This window comes from Gardnerella sp. KA01001 (genome assembly GCF_049244025.1).
Taxonomy (GTDB): domain Bacteria; phylum Actinomycetota; class Actinomycetes; order Actinomycetales; family Bifidobacteriaceae; genus Bifidobacterium; species Bifidobacterium swidsinskii.
The window spans coordinates 1,653,640-1,678,455 of sequence record NZ_CP058366.1; the positions used below are offsets into that span (position 1 = coordinate 1,653,640).

Below are 24,816 nucleotides of genomic sequence, written 5' to 3' on the forward strand. Positions count from 1 at the left end.
GCTCTTTGTTTATTTATTTTTGTTTATTTACTTTTTTTGTTTATTTACTTATTTTGTTTATTTAATTGCTTGCGTGCGCATGACGGCGGCGAGTTTTAAACGTTACAGCACCGCTTGCAAGCAACACCATAAACGTCACAACCATGCCAATCACACTGCTACCAGTCATCGCCAAGTCAGAAGTCATCTTCTTGGCGGCAGACTTAGCGGCAGCCTGCTCCTTTTCAGCAGCCTTCTGCTTTGCAGCAGCGTTGCCGGATGCAGCACCTGCGTTGCCACTTCCACTGGAGGCATTTCCGTCTGTACCAACGTAAGTAGTGTCAGTAAATGTGCCAAATCCAGAACCAGCACCTAATCCGTTGCCGAATCCAGTACCAGAATGAAGCTCCGAATACTTCAGGTTAATCTCTGCATCTGTTTCATCGAACGCTGTAGCATTCTCAGGAACAACCCACACGTTAGCCCAAGCAAGCTGCTCACCTTTGTCGTTAAGCAAAACAATCGTATGCTTACCGAAGTAGCCAGCTGGAATCACAACATTAAACTGAGGTTGACCATTCTTATCCAAAGTTACTTTCACATACTTAGATCCATCTGCGCCCTTCAATAACACAGGCGAAGAATACATGTAAGCATAAGCGTAAGCAACCTTGTTTTTCTTAAGTTCCTTGATGAACTCGCTCGTGGCAGAAGAGACCTTAGTCTTGTGAGACTTAGAGCCAGCATCACCCTTAGCAGGAGCATCCATGCCAGCGAAATACAACTTCACAGGATTGCTCTTACCAGCACGAACAACATTATTCATATGTTCACCAGCAACAAGGATTCCCTTAAGCGACTGATCTAGCTTTGCGGTAGATTCAGGAGCTTTAGGTGCTGGAGTTGAGGCGGAAGGAGGATTGACAGTTACAGAGGAGGAACCATGATCGTTCCCATGACCATCATTCGACTTCTTTTCAACGACGAATTCTGCGGAAGTATTCTTCGTTGCAACGTTACTAGCATAATCAACAGCTTCAACTGTGATTAAGTGCTTTCCGGCAGAAAGTGAATTGAAATCAACATCTACCTTCAGCGGATCCTTCAGATCTTTCAGATCAGCAAAAGTAGCATCATAAGGATTATTCTTACTCAGCTTAATATCCGTTTCTTTAAGACCATTACTTGCATGATTTACTTCTTTACCATCAATCTTCACTCGCAATAACTTCAAATGATCATCTTTAGCTGTTACAGAAATCTTACGATTTGCTTCAACATGATCATTGTCCTTTATTCCAAGTGTCACAGAAGGAGCATCCTTATCAACAACAACAGGAGCACGACCATACAGTGCACTAGACATCTGATCGATGGCTTGGATTAACACAAACTCTCCATTTTTAACTTCAACATCTCTATCGAAGCTCTGAGCATTAGTTTCTTTGCCTTTAGAATCAGTACTGAAGTTGTCTGAAGCAATAAGATTATTAATCTTAAGAGTATAGCCAGCAAAATCATCACTAATAACACCCTTGAATTTCACAGTGTCATTATTAGTGAATATTCTGCCGCCATACAACTTTGGAGTACTAAACATTACTTCTGGAGCCTGTCTGTCGAAATAGAAAGCAACTGGAGTGTCTAATACCACATCACTTCCCTCTTTAACAATCATCCTAAAGTCATTTATTCCAGGATGCATTGGCAGAGTTACCGTGAATGTGGAATCAGCATTTGCATTAGTGGACTTAGTGATTGTTGCAGCTATAGGATCAAAGTCCTCATACCCCGAACCATCATCTTTAACTCGATTAGCTTTTGTAAATAGTATTTCTGTAGCTTTATTACTTACTTTGCCGTTTGCATTAAATGAATCGAGCGAAGTACCACTATTTCCAGGAACAATCCAGTTGTATGATCCTAAGCTGTTAGCATTACTCAGTGAAATATTATAAAGCTTTGGCTCTGTCTTTGTTGGCATAACGCGATTAGCGAAACCTACATTCTGAGTAGCTGTGTTAACTCCATCATTAGCAACCAAGGTAACTGAATATGTACTAGCAGATGGAATAACTTTTACAGTAAATGAGCCATCAGTAGCAACATTTACAGGCTCTTCCACTTGTTCAGTCTGGACTTCACCACCAACAACCTCATCTTTACTATACTTGACAGTAAATGTGAGATTCTGCTTTGGAGTAGTATCGTCCTTAACTTCACCTTTAACTTCTACTACACCAGTTTGGTCAATTGTTACATTCCCATTACTATCTGCATTAGTTAGTTTAATTATTGGTGCTTTTCCGTCGAAATTAGTTGCAAGAGTTTCAACTACTTCTTTACCATCAGAACCTTTTGCTTTAACTTTTATTGTATTAGCACCTTGTTTAATAGGGGCAGTAAAGCTAAATTCAGAATCATCTGTCTTAACAGCTAATTCTTCTTCTGCTTCGGTTCCTGATTGAACATAAGCTTTCACATCCTTGCAACCATCAGCAACACGTCCAGAGATTTCGATGCTATATTTATCAACACCGTTATCTTTTTTAGCAGTGACATCCTTAATGCCAATATTCTTAAAATTAACCTCATTATTTATGAGAATCTTTTTATTAGCAAATCCCTTAAACACTTTGGAAGTATTGGTTTCATTGAAACCGCCATCATGCAAACTGACATTGACGTAATAAGCATCCTTACCTACATTAACTTTGCAAGTGCGAGTATAGCCATTTGCGTCATGAGTTTCACTGCAGTCATTATCATTAACCTTGACATAATCACTGTTACCATTAACTTTTACACCTGGATCACTCAACGTTTCACTTAACTCATCATGAGCTGTAATGGTGATTTTACCATCATTATCAGGTTCACTAATTGTAACGGTTGGAGCTTTAGTATCAAGGTTAAAATGCATATCAGTCGTTTGGCACATATCCTTAGTCAAGCAAGCTTTTACTCGATAAATATATTTGCCATCAGGAAGTTTCTTATTCCAATGCGCAATATCAGTAGATGTCTTATCATAAATAGTTCCATCAAAATCAATAGAACTATTTAATGCTCTTGGATCACGTAATAATTCTGAGAAATTAGAACGAGAAACGTCATGTTCCTCTCCTACTTCTGCAACAGTCTTACCAGAATTATCCAAAACAGAATACTGTATTAAACTTGCATTACGGAATAATGCTAATGATGGTCGTATCTTATCGAATAACTCATCACCATTTGGAGAAAATTCTAAATGACCAGGAGCTTCATCATTAACTTGCACATCACCAAAATAACTTTCGGCAATAAGCGAAGTAGTCATATTAATTGTATTTTGAAGATACTCTTCACCAGGCTTTACAAGAATTGGTTCCTTATCCCAATTGCCAACAAAGCCAAGATATGGAACAGCCAAATCTGGTTCCCCAGAAGTCTTTGAAGTAAAACGCGCCCAACCTTCAACATAATGGTCGCGAGTCACGTCTGGAGTTAATGTAAACTCTACTTCCTTTTCTGACTTAGGATCTACTGTAACTGTATTAGTCGAAGAAGCTAATGTTTCTGAGCTAATAGAGGTAGTAGTTTCTTCACCAGCATTATTAGATTCATTAACAACATTTTGTTTAGGAACTTCATAAGTTACAGCCTTATCTCCATAATTATGCAGTTTAACAGTGAACTTACGATCTCCATTAACCTGGCGTAGAGCCACGTACGAATTGCCATTGACTGTTGCAATCACGTTAGTAGCAACAGCTTTATCAACCTGAGCTAAGCCAGCGCCGATTTGACGAGGAGCAAATGGTACATTGCTGGAATTATTGAGAATCTCAGCCGTATTCATCAAGGCTTGTTCAACACGAGTAGCACGATCTTTTGGAGAAAGCTTAGGGAAACGCCTCATATAGCTTTCCATCACCAAAGCTGAAAGACCGGAAACGTTTGGAGCAGCCATAGAAGTACCAGACATATTAGTGTACTTGTTGTTGTTCTGAGTAGACCACACGTTACCGCCGATGCCAGCAATATGAGGCTTAAAATCAAGTTCTGGCGTTGGACCCCAAGAAGTAAAGCTAGAAGGATGCAACTTATCAGGATTTGCAATGCCCATTGTCTTATCAGAGAAGGAAACCTTAACTGTACTACTTGCGTTAGCTTTGAGTGCATCAACAATCTTTAAAGCATCTTCACGACGAATTGATGCTCCAAAGCATGTGAACTTATCAACTCCAGCCATGCCAAGGAACTGTGCTGAATCGCCAGCTTTGTTATAAACGATTACACCATCAGCACCCTTATCAATAGCATTCTGGAATTTTTCACTAAATGCTATTACGCCACGTTCAACTAAAGCGTACTTTCCGTGAAGATTCAAATCTTTAACTTCATCTTTTTTACCAAGACCGATATTCACAATCTCATGTTCTTTACCATCAGCTTTTCCTGAGGCTATAGAGTAAGGAATCTCAGTTGTCTTATTAGCTTTATCTGTATATGAACCAGCGGTTTGAATAATATAAGAATTTTCTACAGAAGCAACACTGAAAGCAGAAGGATAAGAAGATGGTGAACCAAGAGTTGCATCATCCCACTTTCCTAATGCATCATTAGTTCCTCCAGATGTAGAGAAGCTTAAACCGGAGTTTCCTGCAGAAATAACTGGAAGCACACCAGCTTCGCGAGCCTTCTTTAAAGCGAGAGATGTAGCGTTAGAAGCTCCACCAAAACCGTTATCTGAGCCGAGAGACATGTTAATAACGTCTGCATGAAGCTTTACAGAATCCTCAATTGCGGCAACTATATCAGCATCACGAGCTCCGTGCGCTCCCGGCTTATTTGAAAATACTTTCATTGCAAGTAGCTGAGCATTTGGAGCAATGCCGTTAATATGACCGTTTTTATCAGCTGGCTTATTCTCATCATCACCATTAGCTGCCACAATACCAGCTACGTGCATGCCATGCTGCTCTGCACCACTATCTGTAATAGTGTAGTTTTCATCAGCATAATTCCAGCCCGCAGGAACTTTATTAGTGAACTTTACACCATTAGATGGGAATGTGTTCTTAATCTTACGAGCTTTTTCAGCTTTGAAATCAAGCTTCATATCATGGTGACTTGGATCTATGCCCGTATCGATAATAGCCACAAGCATTCCGGTTCCATCAAGTCCACGCTTCTTAAATTCTTCATTCACACCCTGCAAACCGCGAGCATAATTTTCAAGAGGGTAATACAAACGTTCTTTTGCAACGGAAGCTACCTCGTGTTCGTGGCGTAAAGCCGCAACTTTGTTAGCTGGTAACGTTGCTTCAAAACCATTCATCAGGTAACCAAATTGGCGACGTACTGTCATGCCATATTTTGAAGACCATTTTCCAATAAGACGATTCTGGTCAGCTTTATTACTGTTTTCAGATTGTTTCGAAGGAAGTTTTGGCTGTTTCTTCAAAGTAACAATAACAGTTACAGGCTTATTAGAAGAACCAGTCCTATTAAATGGATTATTAACTATTCTGCTGACAATCTTAGGATCAAGATACTTGGTTGTTTTATTATTCTTATTCTTTTGATTTACAACTTGTGCGAGATTATTGTTCTCAGCACTATTGTCTTTAGCATTTGCTGTACCAAGCGGCACCATAAGCGTCGCCGAAGCCACACTTAATGCTGCTAAACGAGTCAGATATGACGTTCGTTTGAACTTCATAAACATACTCTCCTTCAAAATGGTGGTTGTTATCCCGGAAAAATTTCGGTTCTAGCTATCACAAACTCATGCCAGCTGCCAAAATCTTTCATACTGGCTGCCAAAATTTTTCATGCGGGTGTAAATATTTTTGTTACGCTAGTTTGAATCGTTTCCGCTAAATATCGCATAAGAGATATACCCCCCCCCCATGCAAACAGCAAATAATGGTGTATTTTTGCAAGTGCAACAAAATATTTTTCATATACTCTAGCACTTGTTTAAAGAGAAAAAATTTTTTTAACTTATTAATTTCACAAATAAAATTTGAAAAAATTATATCTCGAATAGAGAAATGGCTAAATTACGCCATTTCCTCGCAAACACTTTTCCACAAGTAACATGTAAAAAATCTGTAGTTAACATATAATTTACAGAATTTTTCAACAACCTTGCATTTTGACAATGTTTTTTAAAAAAATATTGCTGTTTACCAACAAATGTTAGTGCGTTGCGCAATATAAACCGTAAATTTTTCAGCCAACCGACGATATGCGCAACTGACCGAAACTTTACACGGTGAGAGCGTTACCTCGATTTGAGCAAAAACCCACCAAAGACCTCCAAACACGGGCGCGACGACTTGCTTGAGCGCAGCATTGCGCGCGCTCAGGCAGGCAGTTCGCGCAACTTACGCATTTGCTTTCATACCGTTTACTTCATCAACACCAATCATCAGTATTAATCATCAACACCAATCATCAGTTCCAAATATTTATTAGCAGCTTTACGTATTTTTGAGGGATCAATCCATCCAGTTGTAAACGACTTATTAACCGCATGAAGTAGCGTAAACAGTGCGTTCGTAAGATTCCTCTTTCCCCTAGCTATGTTATATAAATTATCAAAATGAGCTGCTTTATTCCTAATCTCTTTAATATAAATAAGATTTTTTGCTATTATTCTTCTATCCTCATCGTACTCTTTATTCATTTTTGAACAGTTCACAAATGGAAACGCATTGCCTACAGCATCTTTCCAAAGTTTTTGTTGAATGCGATTGCTATTTTTTGTTTCCGAAGATCCAACAAGCTTTACCCATGTTCCCCACATGAGTTTAGATAAAATGTCATCATGATTTACGCTTCTACCATCATGCGAGTGAACTGCAATTTCTCTCGCTTGCTTGATTTGATTTTCAATCAAATCTTTAACCAAATCTGGCGTATACAGAGGATTGGTCCATTCCTCATTTTGCTTTTCTTTCAACGCAAGTTTACGAAGTTCTAAATCAATTGAATTACGCACGCATATTTCTACGTATCCAATCTGCTCATGCAATATTCCTGCTAATTCATGATTCGATTTGCATATAAGCATAGCTGTACCTAAATCATTATTTGCATCGCGCATATAACGATTAAATCTAGCCACGCCACAAAATTGTTGCGCTTCTTGCAAAGTAAAAAATGTATTAGCAGACATGAAAATATTGTACATTATTGCACATTTAGTTTGACATTCGCCACGAAATATAACATGACAAACGCAAATTCTAAGGGGATGTGGTAGACTCTAATTTACCTGTGTAGGTTGCTCCTACACGTGATTTCATTGAGCTCTTGTTTGTTTAGAACAAGAGCTCAGTTGTTTTTGGATGGTGGGTTTACTAAACGTAGGTTTGTGTGGTACTCCAAAAGCGAGGAAAGTTTCTCACATTTGGAGGGTTTTAGGTTGTGTTTTGCTCCAAATACGGGGAACTTGTCTCGCATTTGGAGAGCGAACGAGTATCCACGTGAATGAATGATGAAGCAAATTAATATGTAAAACAAACTATGGATTATTCTCCAAAATATATTACATACAAAAAGAGCACTCCCATCTTACTAGAAGATGAAAAGTGCTCTTTGTTTATTTATGTTATTTACTTATTTTGTTTATTTACTTGCTTGTGTGCGTATGATGGCGGCGAGTTTTAAACGTTACAGCACCGCTTGCAAGCAATACCATAAACGTCACAACCATGCCAATCACACTGCTACCAGTCATCGCCAAATCAGAAGTCATCTTCTTGGCGGCAGACTTAGCGTCAGCCTGCTCCTTTTCAGCAGCCTTCTGCTTTGCAGCAGCGTTGCCAGATGCAGCACCTGCGTTGCCATTGGAAGAACTTGCGTTGCCATTGGCAGCGGCATCGCCGGATGCAGCGGATGCGCCCGCATTAGTAGAATCCGCATCATCCTTTGAGGACGACTCCGAATTATTACTGGAATTACCTCCAGTAGTAAAGGATTTTCCACCATGATTACCGCCGTGGTTAGAGCTGTGGCTACCGCCATGATTACCACCGCGGCTATTATTGTTGGTATCACCGCTGGCATTACCGCTAGTATTACCGCTAGTATTACCGCTTGCATTACCGCTAGTGCTGCCACCGTTGTTGCCACTACCGTTACCGTGACCCGTGCTTCCACCTTCGCTATTACCAGTATTACCAGTATTACCAGCATTACCGCTACCACTCTGGTTCTGATTATTCTTATTATCAGAACCAGTTTGGCTGCCACTATCAGAAGAAGCAGAGGAAGATACAGATACCTCTCCAGAAGCAATCTGGTTACCATTTGCATCCATAAGTAAGATTGTGTGCTTACCTGAATATCCGCTAGGAATCAAAGCCTTGAAATAGTACTTACCGTTTTCATCAGTATGCACTGTCACATATTCATGACCATCTTCACCCTTAAGATCCTTAGGATCAGAGTAAATGAACGCATACATGCGATCACCGGATTTGGCTTTCTTCACAGCTTCAGGCTGTCCAGAAACATAAATCTTTACTTCCTTTCCAGCTGTGACATTCTTGGTTTCTAATCCAGCAAGAGACTTTTGGATCTTTTTTGTAGAAGCAGGAGGAATTGGTGCAGAATCAGTTTGAGTTGACTCATCCTTGGTTCCTGAATTACTTGGCTTCGTTGGATTCTCACCAGGCTTCACACCATTCTTCACCGTGAATGTATATGCAGTAGCTCCATTTGCATTATTACTTGCGTCACTTGCTGTATTACCAGCAAAATCGGTCGCCTCAATAGTGATAGTGTGAGTACCATCAACCAACTTCTTAGTAGGAATCTTCAACGTTAATGTTGTAGAACTTGGCTTATCTGGAGTTGGATTATCGTTAACCTTAGAAACATCCACTAATGTGTCCTCTACTGCTGTAGTTGGAAGATAATTTTCCGTATACGCTACTGGATGACCATCAACCATAACGCGCAAAGACTTCAAATTATCATCTTCTGCTTTAACAGTAATTTCGTGACCATCAGTGATTTCTTCGCCTTCAACCAAACCTGCTTTAACAGTAGGATCAACTTCATCAAGAACAACTGGAATCACACCAAGTAAATGAGATTCAACCTGATCACTTAAGTGCAGCAGCAACTTATCACCATTGTCTACTTGAATGTCAGTTGAGAATTGGCGACGAGTTGTTTCTTTACCATTCGTGTCCAAAGTGTAGAAATCACCTACAGAATCATTATTAATTCGCAAACTTTGACCGAAAGCATCATCTGATACATTTCCACTGAAAGTCACTGTGTCACGATTAGTGAACAACGTGTGACCATACAGTTTTGGAGTATCGAAATGTGCTGTTGGAGGCGTAATGTCGAAGTAGAATGCTGCAGGAGTATCGATTACATTCGTTTCATCGTCTTCATCAGCATCTTCGTCAGTTGATTTAGTGTTCACCTGCAAGCGGAAATCATTTATACCCGGATGCATTGGAAGCTTTACACTAAACTTTCCGTTCTTAATTTCAGCACGCAATGGGTTTGGAGTTACAAGATTCTTAGTTGTAGCATCAAAACGCGAAGCTGGAGTAAACACCACGCTAGTCACTTTGGAACTCACATCACCTTGAGCAACAAAGTAATCAGTGCCAATAACGTCTGGACCATTATTCTTCTTATGAATTAACCACGCATAAGAACCCATAGAGCCAGCATTAGTAAGCATGAAATCTTTTGTTGCAGCTGCAGGTTTAGGCGTAGGAGTTGAACGACCAGCGAGAGCCAAACCTATAGTTGTAGTGTTTTCAGCAGAATCAGTAGCTACAAGAGTTACCATAACAGCTTTAGCGGCAGGAGTAATAACTGTTTTGAAGCTACCGTCTTTACCAACAGTTACTACTTCTTCAGTTTCTTTACTAGCTGCAGCTATATCTGCTTGCTTCACATTTGCATTAATATTCGCTGCTGAAGTTGTATTAGCACCAGAAACAGCTTTAGTAGTAGATTCAGAGGCAGAACCAGAAGCATGATTGTTCACAGAATCAGCAACTGCATTAGCTGGAGTAGTGTTGTCAGCAGCCTTTTGATAAGTAAGCTTTAGCTTTACAGTATCTCCAGGAGTATCAGTTACTTTACCAGCAACAGTTACTTTACCATCTGCAGCTACAGGCAAATTACCCTTGTTGTCAAGACCATCAACAGTAATCTTAGGTGTTTGTGCATTAAACTTTAAAACAAGTTTCTTATTGCCAATACGGTCACCCTTACTATCAAAAGCTTTAAGCATCACAGTATTTTCACCATTTTTCAGTGGCACAAACGCATAGAAAGTATTCTCACCCTTGCGCTTTTTAGCTAATTTGACTTCCTGCTTTTTACCGCCTTCAGGAGTCACATAAGCTTTTATAGAAGCAACATCTTTAGTGAGATATCCCTCAAGATAGAACTTACCATTAATATCTGGGTCGGTCTTACTTTCTTCTAGAGCATTAGCTTTAATTTGTTGAGAAGTAAGTTTTTGTTCATTTGGAATAATAAACTTCTTGTTCTTCTTAGATTCTTCTGAACCATCCGGTTTCTTCACAGCATATGTGTCGAATACCTTTTTAACCTCAGTTGAATTCATAGCATTGTCTCGAACAAGCACATCTATGTATTGAGCTTCATTACCAATGTGAATAGTCTTGCACACTCGCGTACGAGTTGCTTCATTCAACGGGCATTGAGTGTCTTCATCACCATAGTTCAAGGCATCCTTTACACCAGGAAGATGAATAGTTGGTACGCCAGGATCAGGGCTTAACTCATCACTAATAACAATCTTCACATTGCCGTTAGCATCACGATCAGATACTGTGACTTTAGGTCCATGATTATCGATTGCTACCTTCATGTCATAAGTTTGCCAATCAAACTTATCTCCTAAGCGAGCTTGAATACGATACGTGTACCATCCATCAGGAAGAATGTCAAACCTACTTGTTTTTGGATTCCACACAGACCCGTCGAAATTTCCAGCTAAACCATCGGTTGCTCCAACATTAGAAATAGTAGAACGATTCACGTTGTGTTCTGTTCCAAGAACAATCTTAGTTTTATTATGTGAATCCAACACAGAATATTTTACTTCAGATGCACCGCGGAATATAGCCATAGATGGAACAACATAATCCATCCAGCCATCTCTATTTGCAGGTGAAAATTCGCCAAGTACATAAGGCTTCGTTTCATTATTAACCGGAAGTTTACCCATAAAACCAGCTACCGAAAGCAATGATGTCGTAAGATCACTGTGGCTTGCACTATAGCTTTCTCCCGGTTTTACCATTATAGGTTCATCGTTCCAATCGCCAACAAAGCCAAGATATGGCACAGAAACATCTGGCTGAGTATCAGTAAGCGATTCAAATCGCGCCCAACCTTCAATATAATGATTGCCTTTAGAACGATTTGGGCTTAACGTAAACTTAACATCAGCGGTTTTGTCAGGCTTTACCGTAACTTCACGCGTTTTTGATTGCAACGTTTCAGTATCACTAATAGAGGTTACTGTATCTTTATTGGCCTCATTAGACTCATTTACAACATCCTGATCTGGGACAGCAAATTTTACTGGAGTCTTACCATAATTATGCAAAGTAACTGTAAAGTTGCGATTAGAATTCACGTTTTTAAGAGCAACGTACGAATTGCCGTTGACTGTTGCAATCACGTTAGTAGCAACAGCTTTATCGACCTGAGCTAAACCAGCGCCAATTCGACGAGGAGCGTAAGGAATTTTCCTACTATCTGCAGAATCTTTATGTCCAATAATACTTGCTGTATTCATTAATGCTTGGCTTACACGAGTAGCCATTTCAGACTTTTTAAGATCAGGGAAACGCTTCTTATAGCTTTCCATCACTAACGCTGAAAGACCGGAAACGTTTGGAGCAGCCATGGAAGTACCAGACATGCTGGTGTACTTATTTCCATTCTGCGTAGACCAAACATTACCACCGATACCAGCAATTTGAGGTTTAAAATCAAATTCTGGAGTTGGACCCCAAGAAGTAAAGCTAGAAGGCTTCCCATCATCCGGATTGGCGATAGTAACGAATTGTTCAGTGAAAGCTATCTTTACTTTCTCACCTTTATCTAATGCTGCTTTAATTTCCAATGCATAAGAACGAGGAATAGATGCACCAAAGCAATTTTTGATTTTCTCCAATCCGCCCATTCCTATGAATAAGGATGAATCTTTGTCGTGATTGTAAACAATCACACCTTTAGCACCTTTAGAAATCGCATTATTAAACTTTTCAGTAAAACTGATTCCACCACGTTCTACAAGAGCATATTTACCGGTAAGATCAAGATCTTTAACATCAGCTTTAGTAGCTTTTTTAGCATCCACAAGTTCATGCTGAGATAGTGCATCTGTTAAAGAACCAATAGAATAGCTGTACGGCAAAGTATGTGACTTGCCATCTTTTCCAACCCAATTTGCAGACTGCTGAGTAATGTTGGAATTTTCTACAGAAGCAACGCTGAAAGCAGAAGGATAAGAAGATGGCGAGCCGAGAGTTGCATCATCCCACTTGCCTAAACTATCATCTATGCCACCGCTTTCAGAGAAGTTCAAGCCGGAGTTTCCTGCAGAAATAACTGGAAGCACACCAGCTTCGCGAGCCTTCTTTAACGCGACACTAGTAGCACTTGACGTTCCACCGAAACCGTTATCTGAGCCAAGAGACATGTTAATAACGTCTGCGCCGAGCTTTACAGAATCTTCGATTGCAGCAACAATATCAACATCACGAGCACCATGCGAACCTGGCACATTTGAGAAGACTTTCATAGCGAGCAGCTGAGCGTTTGGAGCTATGCCATCAACACGATGATGTTCAGATGCTGGAGCACCATTTTCATCGCCGTTAGCAGCCACAATACCGGCAACGTGCATACCGTGCTGTTCACCATTAGCGTCTGTGAAATTAGTATTTTCATCAGCGTAATTGTAACCTGCAGGAACTTTATCTGTTGTATTTCCTTTACCAGTTGGCTTCAAGCGAAGATTCTTTTTTGCTGAATCGTCAAGCTTCATATCTTGATGATTTGGATCGATGCCCGTATCGATAATAGAAACAAGCATTCCGGTTCCATCGAGGTGATGCTTTTTAAACACCGTCTGCACGCCTTGTAAATCGCGAGCATAATTTTCCATTGGATGATATAAACGTTCTTTTGCGACAGAAACTACACCTGGCTCACGTTTCAAATCTTGAACGTGTTTTTCAGGGAGAGTAGCTTCAAAAGCACTCATTAAATAACCAACTTGGCGACGAACCGTCATATTGTACTTTGACTTTACGCGGTTAATTAAAACATTCTGCTCATGAATGTTGGCTTTTTCGTCAGCATCCGTGAGTTGCGAACGATAATTTTTCAACGTAACAACAACAGTTACTTGAGCATTTGAATTTTTATTAAATTGATCTTTTTTACTGTAATCCTCAAAAGCTTTAGCAAGAGTTGGATTAACATGGCGTAAATCTTCTATAGACTTAATCTCACTATTAGCTTTTAAAGATGAATCAAGCATCTTAGAGACAAGTGCATTCCCATCTTTTTTAGTTTCATTATCATTTTTTGCAAATGCCGCAGGAACTTGCCCAAGCGGTACCATAAGCGTCGCCGCAGCCACGCCTAATGCTGCTAAACGAGTCAGATATGACGTTCGTTTGAACTTCATAAACATACTCTCCTTCAAAATGGTGGTTGTTATCCCGGAAAAATTTCGGTTCTAGCTATAACAAACTCATGCCAGCTGCCAAAACATTTCATACTGACTGCCAAAATCTTTCATACGGGTGTAAATATTTTTGTTACGCTGGTTTGAATCATTTCCGCTAAATATCGCATAAGAGGCATACCCCCCCCCCATGCAAACAGCAAATAATGATGCATTTTTGCAAGTGCAACAAAATATTTTTCATATACTCTAGCACTTGTTTAAAGAGAAAAAATTTTTTTAACTTGTTAATTTAGCAAATAAAATTTGAGAAAATTGTATTTAGAATAGGAAAATGGCTAAATTACGCCATTTTCTCGCAAACACCTTTCCACAAGTAACATGTAAAAAATCTGTAGTTAACATATAATTTACAGAATTTTTCAACAACCTTGCATTTTGACAATGTTTTTTAAAAAAATATTGCTGATTTACCAACTAATGTTGGTGCATTGCACAATATAAACCGTAAATTTTTCAGCCAACCGACGATAGGTGTAAATGACCTAAATTTTACGCTCGCGCGAGTGTTATCTCACGTTTGGAGGGTTGGCGCTACTTTTGCTCTCCAAACGCAGGCGCGACGACATGCTTGAGCGCTGCGATTTAGCGCGCGAAAGCAACTCGGAGCGCCGAGCTTGCTCAGAGTTGAAAGCACAGTATGCTTTCAACGCAAGCGAGGTCTGCCTTCGTCTCGATTGACGAAGGCAGGGCAGGTTAGTATGGCTGTGCTTTAGAAACTAGGTTGTGACTGGTGTGCGCTGACGACCTGCTTGAGCGCAGCACAGCGCGCGCGTAAAGTTTCTGCCGGAATCTAGTTGGGAAGCAGCATAAACTGCGCGCGGTTGTAAAGTTTCTGCCGTTTTTTCGCGCGTAACCGACTTTTTCTTTACACGCGCGTAAAGTTTCTGCCGTTTTTTGTTACTGGTACAGATTAGTGACTGCGTTAGTAACGACCTGCTTTAGCGCTGCGATTTAGCGCGCGCAGTCACAACGCTCACCGCACAGTCGTCGCGTTACTCGCGACGCAACTTACGCAGCATTTTGCGCGAAAGAATCAGCAAATGCTTGCCGCGAATGTCGAGCTGTCGCCCTCGCTTAGACGTTGCAGCAGCAATCATCATGGACAAAACAATCAATGAGAACGCCATTGCAACCACGAATAGCGTCATCCAAAGCGGCCATTGCACGTGGTCATCCGGCGGCTTCACAGGGTCCGGCAGCACACGATACCCCGTCACCAAAAGCCTATGCGAGTTCACACCATACGGGGTACACGTTAGCAGAGTCGCCAAGTCGCGCCCCTTTTCGCGCTGCAACAAACTAATATCGTGTGGCTCAACCACGCTGATGCGGAACACTTTGTATCGTAAAGTTTCGCCTTGCACGTCGAGGTAGAAGTAGTCGCCCTTCTTTAAATTCACCAAATCATCGAACATGGTTGCATCCGCAAGACCCGTGTGCGCGGTAATAACTGTGTGGCGGTTCTTGCCACCAACCGGCAAATCTGTGCCGTACAAATGACCAGCGCCGTGCGCTAAAACTTCCTGCGAACTGCCGTGATAAATAGGAAGTTTTACACCAATTTTCGGAATTTTTACGATGCCGATAATGCCCATAGGCTCCTCAAGCGCCTTAAGATAACGCTTGTATTCAGGCGTGTTAGTTATGTCTTTTTGCCCATCCGGACCATACGGATCCGTGGTAAGCATATTTTTGCGAGTTTTATTGTAAAGCTTCGCGGCGCGAATGTGAGCGCGGCGCACGTCACCAGCCTGATCGTGGTTATACTTGTCGTACGCGTTAGAAATCTCCTTCGACACGCGATTATTCCAAAGCGTTGAAACAACAGGGTAACTGAAACACAAAATGCCTGCCAACACGAATGCGATTGGCTCGACGATGCGGCGGAGCTTAGATTTTTGATTGGTTTTTTGCTTAGATTTTTGATTACTTTCGGCGGATTTTGCTTCGGTTGCGTGGGTTTGAGTTGCGTTATTTTCGATTGCGTTATTTTCGGTTGCGTTTGATTCGGTTAAGTTGGTTTCGTTAGTTTGGGTTGCGTTTGTTTGGTTTTTGAGAAGCTTACTTACGATGGGGATATTCAGGGAGATTTTGTTGAGGAAAGCATATACTTTAGCAACAGCATCGTTTAATTTCATGCTTCCTCGTTTCGTGAGTTTAATAGGCTTAAATTGGTTAAGTTATGTGGTTTAGTTTATTTGCGATTTTGTTTGCGATATTCTTACGTATCGTCTATGAGTTTTGACTGGTGTTTTCTGCAAACGGACTAATGAGCCTCGAAAGTTTTCAGCATCGCAACTCCCGTCCTTCGTCGCTTTAACTGTTAAAGGTTTTACTGTCTGCTTTGTTCTTAAAAGAATGTTGCTTCCTCAGTCCTCTTTTATTGCTCTGCCCGAAAACTTTTGAGACTCTACCACATTAGACCACAACACAAAACTCATAGACTCGTTAAGTTTGTTACGTAAAGTGCGTGGTTTACTAAGTGCAACTAGAGTATCGAAATTAAGCTGCGGGTGGGTTCGTAGGTTGAGGTTTCTGGTGTAGTGTGTGCAGCAGCAATGACGCTAGTGTTCTTTAAGCAATAAATACTCAACGTCTGCAGAGCAATACTGCTAAAGTTCACTAAGCAATAAGTAATCGCCGTTTGCAAAGCAATACTGCAAAGCTACAGAAACAACGTCGGCAGAACTCTAATGAATTAGTTTATTATTTAGTTATTTTTAGCTATTAATTGGGTGGGGCGCAGGAAGTATAAATCCCTGCACCCCACAAGACACTCACCTAACAGCGAGCATCAAAACCCAAATCAGGCAGCCTGCTGCTCTTCATCCTTCTTGCGGTTGCGCAAGAAGATGAACATACCAACAGCAACCAAGCACATGCCAGCCAACGCGAAGATGATCACGCCTGCAGCACCGGTCTTTGGAAGGTTGAACCAGTTGTGATCCTTAGTCGGGACGTTAGCAACATCAATAGTTGTAGGGGCAGTACTTGTAGATGATTCGGAAACTTTGACTATGTGAACTTGACGGTCACGCTCATAATTAGCTGGTGCTTCAGTTTCCACGAGGTAGAATGGATGAGTTGAATCATCGATAACAACTTTTACAGGATTGGCAAACTTACCACCTTCAATAGTAGTGAGTTCACCAACCTTTGAAGCATTCGCACATTCTGTTGCTTTAGTATCGGCAGCACACTTATCAGCATCATTCTTCTTAGCGAAAAGCTTGAACTTGGCGTCTTTAACCTTCGTATTCTTACTGGAATCAGTACCATCGTACTTGTTTACTTGTAAGAATCCATATTTAGAATCAACTTTAGAGCCTGGATCGTCTGGAACTTCTGGAGTTGGAACTGGCTTATTCTTGCCCTGTCCCGGAATAAAACCAGACTTATTGGTGAAACTCGTTTCATCGACTTTCGTAGGATCCTTAATAGTGAACGCAAATTCAATTTCTACTTTTGCATCAGGATCAGCTTTAGCTGCATTTGCGATTGTTGTTAATCCAGGTTCATTGAAAGAAACCTTAATACGCTGTTGGTCCTTTGCATCAACTTCTTTAACGGAGTTAGCAAGCAAATCATCAGATTTATTCTGCTCACCAACTTTGTAAATCACTTTTACAGACTTAACAACTGTCGAAGGTTCATAGCTAGTGAATACATTCTTAGGAGCCTGATCGAATACAGTGTATCCCTTCAAATCATCCTTAGTCCACTTCGAACGTTCTGTATCGGTATTACTAGTCACAGCAGCAGAAATCTTGTAGGTCATGGTATCGCCATTACCCACGAATGATGTTTCATTGTCTCCATGAACAAGAGTCTTCTTAATCTTACCAGCAAGGCTCTGGTTCTTCGGTTTTGCAGTTACATTGTAGTTATACTCAATGTTTTTACCATTCTCATGAGTGATTTCTGGAATAGTCATGTAGAACGGTGCCACATCATTAGAGTGATTAGGTGCTGGCTGTGTTTCTTCTACCTTATAAAGACCGACGGCAAGTCCATCGAATTTATGCGAACCATCAATACCTGTTGAAGCTTCCTGTGTATTCTTTGAATCAAATTGCATTCCGTTAACTTTAGGATTAGTGTTAAGTTCTTTTACCTTAGCAGCAAGAGTTTCCCAATCCTTGTATTTTGTAAGATCTAGCTCTGCTGCATCATTCGAAGAGAACTTCGTAACTCTTTGTACCTTGAATTTAGCATTAGCAAGAGGAGTGGATGTGTCATCTTTACCCTTATCCTCATATTTCATGATGGTGATGGAACCCTTTTGCGCCTTGCAAGCATCAGACCAAGGCGCGCCAGAATTGCACGTATCCGCAGCCCAAGCAGAGCTGTTTGCCACCACGGCACCGGCGACGCACAGCGTGCCAGCCATTGCGAGCGAGGCGAATGCCGCCACGCATTGTTTAGTGAATTTATTCACTTTCTTCTCCTTTATATCAGTGCCCTTGTGGGCAGGTTTTGAGGAAAATACGTTTATTGTTTTATTTTGTGTTGCGCACGGTCGGCGGAGTCATCGCAAAGCCGCATGAACTCTGTCGGCGGCTACGATTTGCGCCGCGCGCAGCAAGATTAAATACGAACCATATGTCGGCATAATTACCGTCACTGTGTACCATCACTACGTAACGCGTAATGCCATTGCCAGCACATGGAACGTTGATACTGCAGTTTTTAAGCTGCAGAAAATTTTCATCAGCATCGCCACCTTTCGCTACGTCGCCTTAAAGCGCGAAGCTTTTTGGCAGTTTTGCAAATAAAATCTTTAAGCAGTGTCTTACGCAGCAACGCCTCGAGCATCGCGCGCCCCCACTTGGTTTGCTCAAGGAAGAACCCAGCCGCCATCACGCCCGTGCCAATCACAGCAAACGCACCAAGCAGCACGTTCCAGTTCATTCCGCCGGTCTTTGGCAGAGCGAATTTAGGCGGATCGATCACGGTCACATTAACAGCAATTCTGTTCCAGTCTTTTCCAACGGTTACGCCGGCAAGCTGAGTTGTTTGCATATTTGTAGACGAATACTTGTTACCTTCAATAAGACTTCCATTAACAGTGTTATTAAACACCGTCAGCGCATTCGGCTTCAACGCAAACACAGCGCACGTGTAATTTCCAGCCTTTTGAGGTACGCCAGCAATATCGTCTTCACTGCGAGACACAGCACTTTCTATGCTGTTCGGATCTTTATCCTTCGTAAAGCCATACAGCAAGTTAGCCATGCAATTCTTACTGTCTTGACTGCAAGACTTTCGCTGATCAGCATTTGCAAAAGCCCACGGCTTTACACTTTCGCCATAATTCTGGTTCAGGTGCATATTGAGCGTATCGTCAAGCCCGCGACTCCACTTTTGCTCGCCTTGCTTAGCACACATCATACGCAATGAAATATTGCTACGATCCTTCAAGCTCCACGCGAGCACATACGGATTCTTAGTAAGGCTCGTGCCGCTCATAACGGTAAGAGAATTACCACTACCAAGCGTGTCATGAACAGGATCAGCGTCTTGAGATCTGAGCAATGTCATCTTAAGATCCTTCTCAGCTCCACTGAGGTCTCCAACTGTAACTTTCGCATACACAGGCTTGCCGTTGTTACCAGAATCCGAGTCGTCCGAAGTGGAGCCATCCGGGTAATGGATGACAATCTCTTTCAAGTACGCTTTAGGAGCAACAGATTGATCTGGGTGGAAGGTCACTTTGCCGTAGCGAGTGCCGTCATCCTTGGAACTGTGCTTGCCCTTCTTTTGCTTGGAAGGATTGTCAGGCTTATTGCTTTGCTCACCAGTTTTATCGGCAGCATTGCCAGAAGCCCAATACGACCAGTCTAAAGACACCTTGTTTCCAGCAGTACCGTCATTATTTACTTCAAATCCGTGAGTAGCATCCTTAAACTCAAACCAAGTTCCGTCCGGAAGCGCACCAGCCTTCACAGCATCCTGGTATTTATCCGCACCGTTAGCTCTCTTAACGCTTTGCGGCACAGCATTCTCAACCTTTTGACCAGCCGTAACGCTCACATCAACATACTTCGGGTTGTAGAAGTGGTTGTCGTTGTGAATGTGGATTGGTATTGCGCGATACGCGTAGTCAACACCTTTAACCGCGTTTTTGTTGCCGTTATTACCATCAAGCTTCCACTTGAAATCTTTCAAAGGATTAGTGTTATTCTTACTTGCATCTTTGTTAAGTGCGCCAACAGCTGCATCGAATCTAGCAAGCAAATCGTTATTGTCATTCTTAAACTGTTTTGCTTTAATCGCGTAAACTACGCACTCGTAGTCGCCGGATTCGTTAGCCTTGCCTTTAATCCACCCACGAGTACGCTCAGTGGTATCTTTTGAGTTACCATTTGCAATGTAATCGTCGTACAGCTGCCTATCAGGGTGGCACTGACTTGCATCCTTCTCGCAAGCTTTCTGCGCTGACGCATCTTCAGTATGATCCCAAATCTTTACATCTTGCATCTTAATGCCGGCAATACCGCCCGACTGGTAGTGAGACTTAGTGCCGTCTGAATTAATCTTATTGCAAATTGTGCGCAAATTGATTTTTCCAGGCTTATACTTGGACCATGAATCAAGCCAACGGGTCGTCTTTTTAGAAGTACTAAGTTCCTCGCCCTTAGTGAGTTTGATGGTAGTATCATTCCAATCGCCGCTACCTTCACGATCGCCAACATTCAGCCGTAAATTACCAGCATCCTCATCATGCGATCGCGTAATGTCTACCTTCGCATAAATAGGTTTACCAAGATTACCAGAATCCGGATCTTCAGAAGTAGAACCGTCCGGATAGTACACAATAACCTGCACTTTGTCAGAACCAACAGGGAACCACTTGTGCGGTCGGAACGTCACCTTGCCAAACTGACCCGTGCCATTCTTAGCTGAATCACCAGAGTCAGCTTTATTATCTTGATCATCCTCAAAGAATGTGTAGCTTAAAGATTTCTTAAACTTAAACCAAGTTCCGTCCGGTAGATCACCTTCGCGCACATCGTCTTGCAACGTATTAGCATCGTTGGCATTCTTCTTGCTCTTAGGCACCTCAGTGGCTTGTTTGGTACCAGCCTCCATGCTAATAGTCTTATACTCTGGGTTGTAGTAGTGAGCATCACTATGCACATGAATTGGGAAGGTTACCGAATCCCAATCGATATGCCTTTGAGTGGCTTCTTGAGGACTATCTTCACTACCCGGCTTATCTGTTAAGACTGATTTAATAACCTCTTCAAACTTGCGATCAGCAGGTTTCTTTACAAAGTCATTTACAGCTTTATCAAACTTATTTTGTAAATCACCATGCTTACCATCTTTATTTTCAAGGTCTTTAATAGCGTACACAGTGCACACAAAGTCGCCATTTTCCTTAACCTTGCCATGTAACCAACCCCAAGTGCGCTCTACGGTATCATGCTCATCACCGTATAAGTAAAGGTTACGGTTGCAGTTTTTACCATGAACCGTACATTCATACTTATTCTTTTCAGTAGCTCTTGTCCATTGTGATGGTTGTTTATCAATAAATTCACCGCTTGTAGTATTACCTTTTCGACCGGCAAGTGTCAGACCATTAATACCATCAATCTCATAGCTTTCAGGTTTACCAGTTTGTGGATTCTTTTTATAGCAAAGCATGCGCTGATAAATTTTTCCTTGCTTAGCACTTGACCATGAGTCAAAGAACATTGGCTTAGTGTTACCAGTAGCGTCGCCTAACACTTCATCTTTACGGAAACGCATACCATTTTTATCATTGTTTTCAATTCGTCTTCCGCCATATTGCGAATAAACATTGAGCTTTAAATCATTTTTTTGGATCGGTTGACTAGTTACCTCTACAGGCGCATATACAGGCTTGCCAAGATTACCAGAATCCGGATCTTCAGAAGTGGAACCATCTGGATAATGCACAATTACAGGAGCAAAATATTCACCAAGCATTACAGTTTTTTCTGGAGAAAAAGTAACTTTGCCATATCTAGCGTCAGTAGTACTATCTTCAGGCTCATCCTTGCCTGATTTCTTGTTACTTTGCTTATTGACAAATTTATACCATGTAAGAACATGTTCATTATCTTTAGGATAGGTTCTTAGCTCAAACCAAGTGCCTTTTGGCAACCTAGTACCATTCTGCACAAGCTCCTGTTGACTCTTGTCATTACCTTTCACGCCGTTAGCACCAGAATGGCTTACTGGAGCAGCCGATTCTTTAGACTTACCACCAGCCTGCACATATACCTTATCGTATTGAGGGTTATAATAATGCGCGTCGGAGTGAACCTTAATTGGCACAGTCCTAGATGTATAATCAATATCTTCTCTTAAACCCTTGAAGGTATCCGGATTAATGATATTGGTAGGAGAACCGGTTTGCTTTTCAATATCTTTGTTCTTTTTAGCAGCATCCTCAAATTTCTTCAAAGCTTTAGGCTTCAAAGCATACACAGTGCACTGGTAATTGCCAACCTTTAGTGGCTTTCCTGTGATGCTACCACGCGTACGCTCCATGGTTCTGCCTGTGCTATCAAATAATTTGTTTGCTGCACAGCCCTGACCATTTCGGCACTTTTCTTGTTCCTCATCAGTAGCATGAGGCCACGGTTTTTCACCATTTATTGTTATTCCATTAATACCGTTAAGATAAAACTTAAGATTCAGAGGATTTGTAGTATCAGCACACACAGAGCGAATAGTAATATCGCCAGGTTCCTGCACTGACCAAGAATCTATCCATGGTTGTGGCTTAACTTCACGATTCTTGCGGAATACGAATCCATCGTTGTAGTCAATCTCTTGACCATTTTGGTTCTTATGAATATGGAGCTGCAAGTCACCAGTGCCAGGGTTATCTCTTGTTACATACACTGGAGCATTAACTGGATCACCATGATTACCAGAATCTTTATCCTTCGAAGTTGAACCATCAGGATAATGCACAACTACAGGTCTCTTCTCAGGCTGACCAGTTTTAGAAGCAGGAACCCACTTATTTGGGTGGAAAGTGACAACACCAGTGGACTCGTTATTAATCTTTGCCCAAGTTGGTGGATTTTGATACCTATTATAAATTTCTGCCTTAAACTTAGTGCCAGATGGGAATTTCTTCCCTCCCCTGTCTTTTGGATTTGGAGAATTCTTTTCTTCACCAGCTTTTACTGTAGTATCGTCATAGTAAGGGTTATACCGGGACGCCTGCGAAACAACGTGTATATCAACGCCTTTGACCTTCACAATTGAATTGTTCATTTTACAATTGTTAGGTTTAGGATCAGGATAGTTTATTTGAACATCAAAATGTATAGTTTTGTTTCTATCAGAAGCCTTAGGACTATACTTAACTTCGCCTGTTTTTGGGTTAATATATGCTTGACCAGGCTGCATATTATTAGGATTATTAGTCTTAGTAACACCATCCGGAAGTATCTCATGATTTCCAATTTCATTCTTTTTAAACGTAAATTCTATTCCAGCATCAGTTGGAATCATCTCAGACGTAGTTCTGCCCCCATGATTTGGCATGTCCTTATAATATTTAAAATCGCCGTTATAAGAATCACCAACCCACTCACCAGTATTTATATACGGTTTCACGGAAGTAACTTCACCGTAAACAGCGTCATTTTTAGACTTCTCTGGGAATTGGATGTCATCATTATTTTTAGGATTTAAACCATACTTAAACTCTTCCAAGTCTGGTATGCCGTCGCCATCATGATCATACGGACCAAAAACTGTAAACTTATGCTTATCTCCATAGTAGGAAATCCAACCTGCCATAAAAGGTAACTTATAAGGGTCACTGCCTTCTTCAACTTCTGCAGTAACAATCCAGCGAATAGAATCTACAGCGTTATCTTGTTCCCAAGATTTAAATAACCTACCAAAATTACCAGCTCGACGCCATGTATCTACTTCACATGTTGCATCTGTACCTAAACCACATTTTTCAATAGATGCTTTCCAGAAATTCTCATAATCACTATCACCTGGTAAGCGCGTAGCATTAGTATAACCATTAAAATCGCTTGGTATTTGATCTTTGCCTCGTTCTTCCCAAACAAACTTTTTGCTTCTACCACTGTAGCCAGCAAATTTTGTACGATACCTTGTAATTCTTATGCTATTATCCTTGATGTTTTTTGGAAGAATAAGATAAAAATCAGGTCTACCATCATATGCATGTAGAGCAGTATTTTCATCACAATCTACATTTGGGTTTTCTATTTTTTTAATTCTGCATCCATTTGCGTTAAAAAGAACATTCCAAGTGATGGTTGTTTTTTTCTTTCCATTAACGGTTATTGTATTTATATCTGGAGGCTGAACATCGAAATCCCTATATACATCCCAACTCGCAACAGAGTTAGGAGAAATATATCCATTACCAATGTAATCCCAACTAACATTAGCTGCATTTGCTTCTTTTACCGGCGGCACTATGAGCATGGTTACTATGGTGGCGGCGGCTACGAACATTGCGAAGAGCGCGCGACGAAGAGTGTGTGTGCTGGGCATGGTGCGCGAGCGATGGTGACGCTGCCGGAAGTAGCTGCGCTGCTGGGAAGTGACTGCATTGTCGAAAGAAGTGTTGGCGGTGCCAAAAGTATTGGCATTGCTGGAAGAAATAACTGCGGTGCTGGAAGTACGAACAGCGCCATCAGCACTGGTCTTACGCCAGACCAAAGCGCGCGACGCAAGACGACCCACGCGTGATGCGAATCCACGGAACTTTGCTGGTAACATTTTCTCGCCTTCCTAGTCCTCCACTGCTGCACAAGCCGCAGTATATCTCAAATTCCAACTCTCTAATCTTTAAGACTTCACGCACTCAACCTGCATGCGATGCCAATGCTCGGTGCACTAAAATCTTGTGCACTCACTACTGCAAATACCATAGACAGAGCCAACCACAGGTAGTCAGTATAACATACCCTTATGCCCTATATGCAAGCATGGTTGCCAAAAGCCTCTAATATTTATACCCCCCCCCCCCATGAAGGATTTCAAGCAAAACACGTATTATAATTGTGCATATAAAA

The 24,816-nt window shown here is 41.4% G+C and carries 6 protein-coding genes; all 6 read right to left on the reverse strand.

Annotated features, from left to right (window positions below; genetic code table 11):
• Positions 1-61 precede the first annotated feature (61 nt).
• Entirely contained in the window at positions 62-5,689 is a 5,628-nt protein-coding gene (locus HXT59_RS06840; protein WP_421784321.1) for a S8 family serine peptidase, read from the reverse strand.
• A gap of 720 nt (positions 5,690-6,409) precedes the next feature.
• Positions 6,410-7,168 (reverse strand): Abi family protein, encoded by a 759-nt coding sequence (locus tag HXT59_RS06845; RefSeq protein WP_102155368.1) that lies wholly within the window; start codon positions 7,166-7,168, stop codon positions 6,410-6,412.
• A gap of 441 nt (positions 7,169-7,609) precedes the next feature.
• Positions 7,610-13,696, reverse strand: coding sequence for a S8 family serine peptidase (locus HXT59_RS06850; RefSeq protein WP_421784322.1), 6,087 nt, complete (start codon positions 13,694-13,696; stop codon positions 7,610-7,612).
• Positions 13,697-14,751: 1,055 nt separating this feature from the next.
• A complete protein-coding gene (locus HXT59_RS06855; RefSeq protein WP_421784323.1) occupies positions 14,752-15,897 on the reverse strand; it encodes a class C sortase in 1,146 nt (381 codons plus the stop codon).
• Between the two features lie 668 nt (positions 15,898-16,565).
• The gene (locus HXT59_RS06860; RefSeq protein WP_421784324.1) at positions 16,566-18,197 is read right to left on the reverse strand and encodes a SpaH/EbpB family LPXTG-anchored major pilin; all 1,632 of its coding nucleotides are present in this window, start codon (positions 18,195-18,197) and stop codon (positions 16,566-16,568) included.
• 272 nt (positions 18,198-18,469) lie between these two features.
• Entirely contained in the window at positions 18,470-24,520 is a 6,051-nt protein-coding gene (locus HXT59_RS06865) for a Rib/alpha-like domain-containing protein (protein WP_421784325.1), read from the reverse strand.
• Positions 24,521-24,816: the final 296 nt, after the last annotated feature.

Bases quoted from the DNA above. Each gene is read 5' to 3' on its own strand.
- HXT59_RS06840 (WP_421784321.1), bottom strand. From the start codon at position 5,689: ATGAAGTTCAAACGAACGTCATATCTGACTCGTTTAGCAGCATTAAGT.
- HXT59_RS06845 (WP_102155368.1), bottom strand. From the start codon at position 7,168: ATGTACAATATTTTCATGTCTGCTAATACATTTTTTACTTTGCAAGAA.
- HXT59_RS06850 (WP_421784322.1), bottom strand. From the start codon at position 13,696: ATGAAGTTCAAACGAACGTCATATCTGACTCGTTTAGCAGCATTAGGC.
- HXT59_RS06855 (WP_421784323.1), bottom strand. From the start codon at position 15,897: ATGAAATTAAACGATGCTGTTGCTAAAGTATATGCTTTCCTCAACAAA.
- HXT59_RS06865 (WP_421784325.1), bottom strand. From the start codon at position 24,520: ATGTTACCAGCAAAGTTCCGTGGATTCGCATCACGCGTGGGTCGTCTT.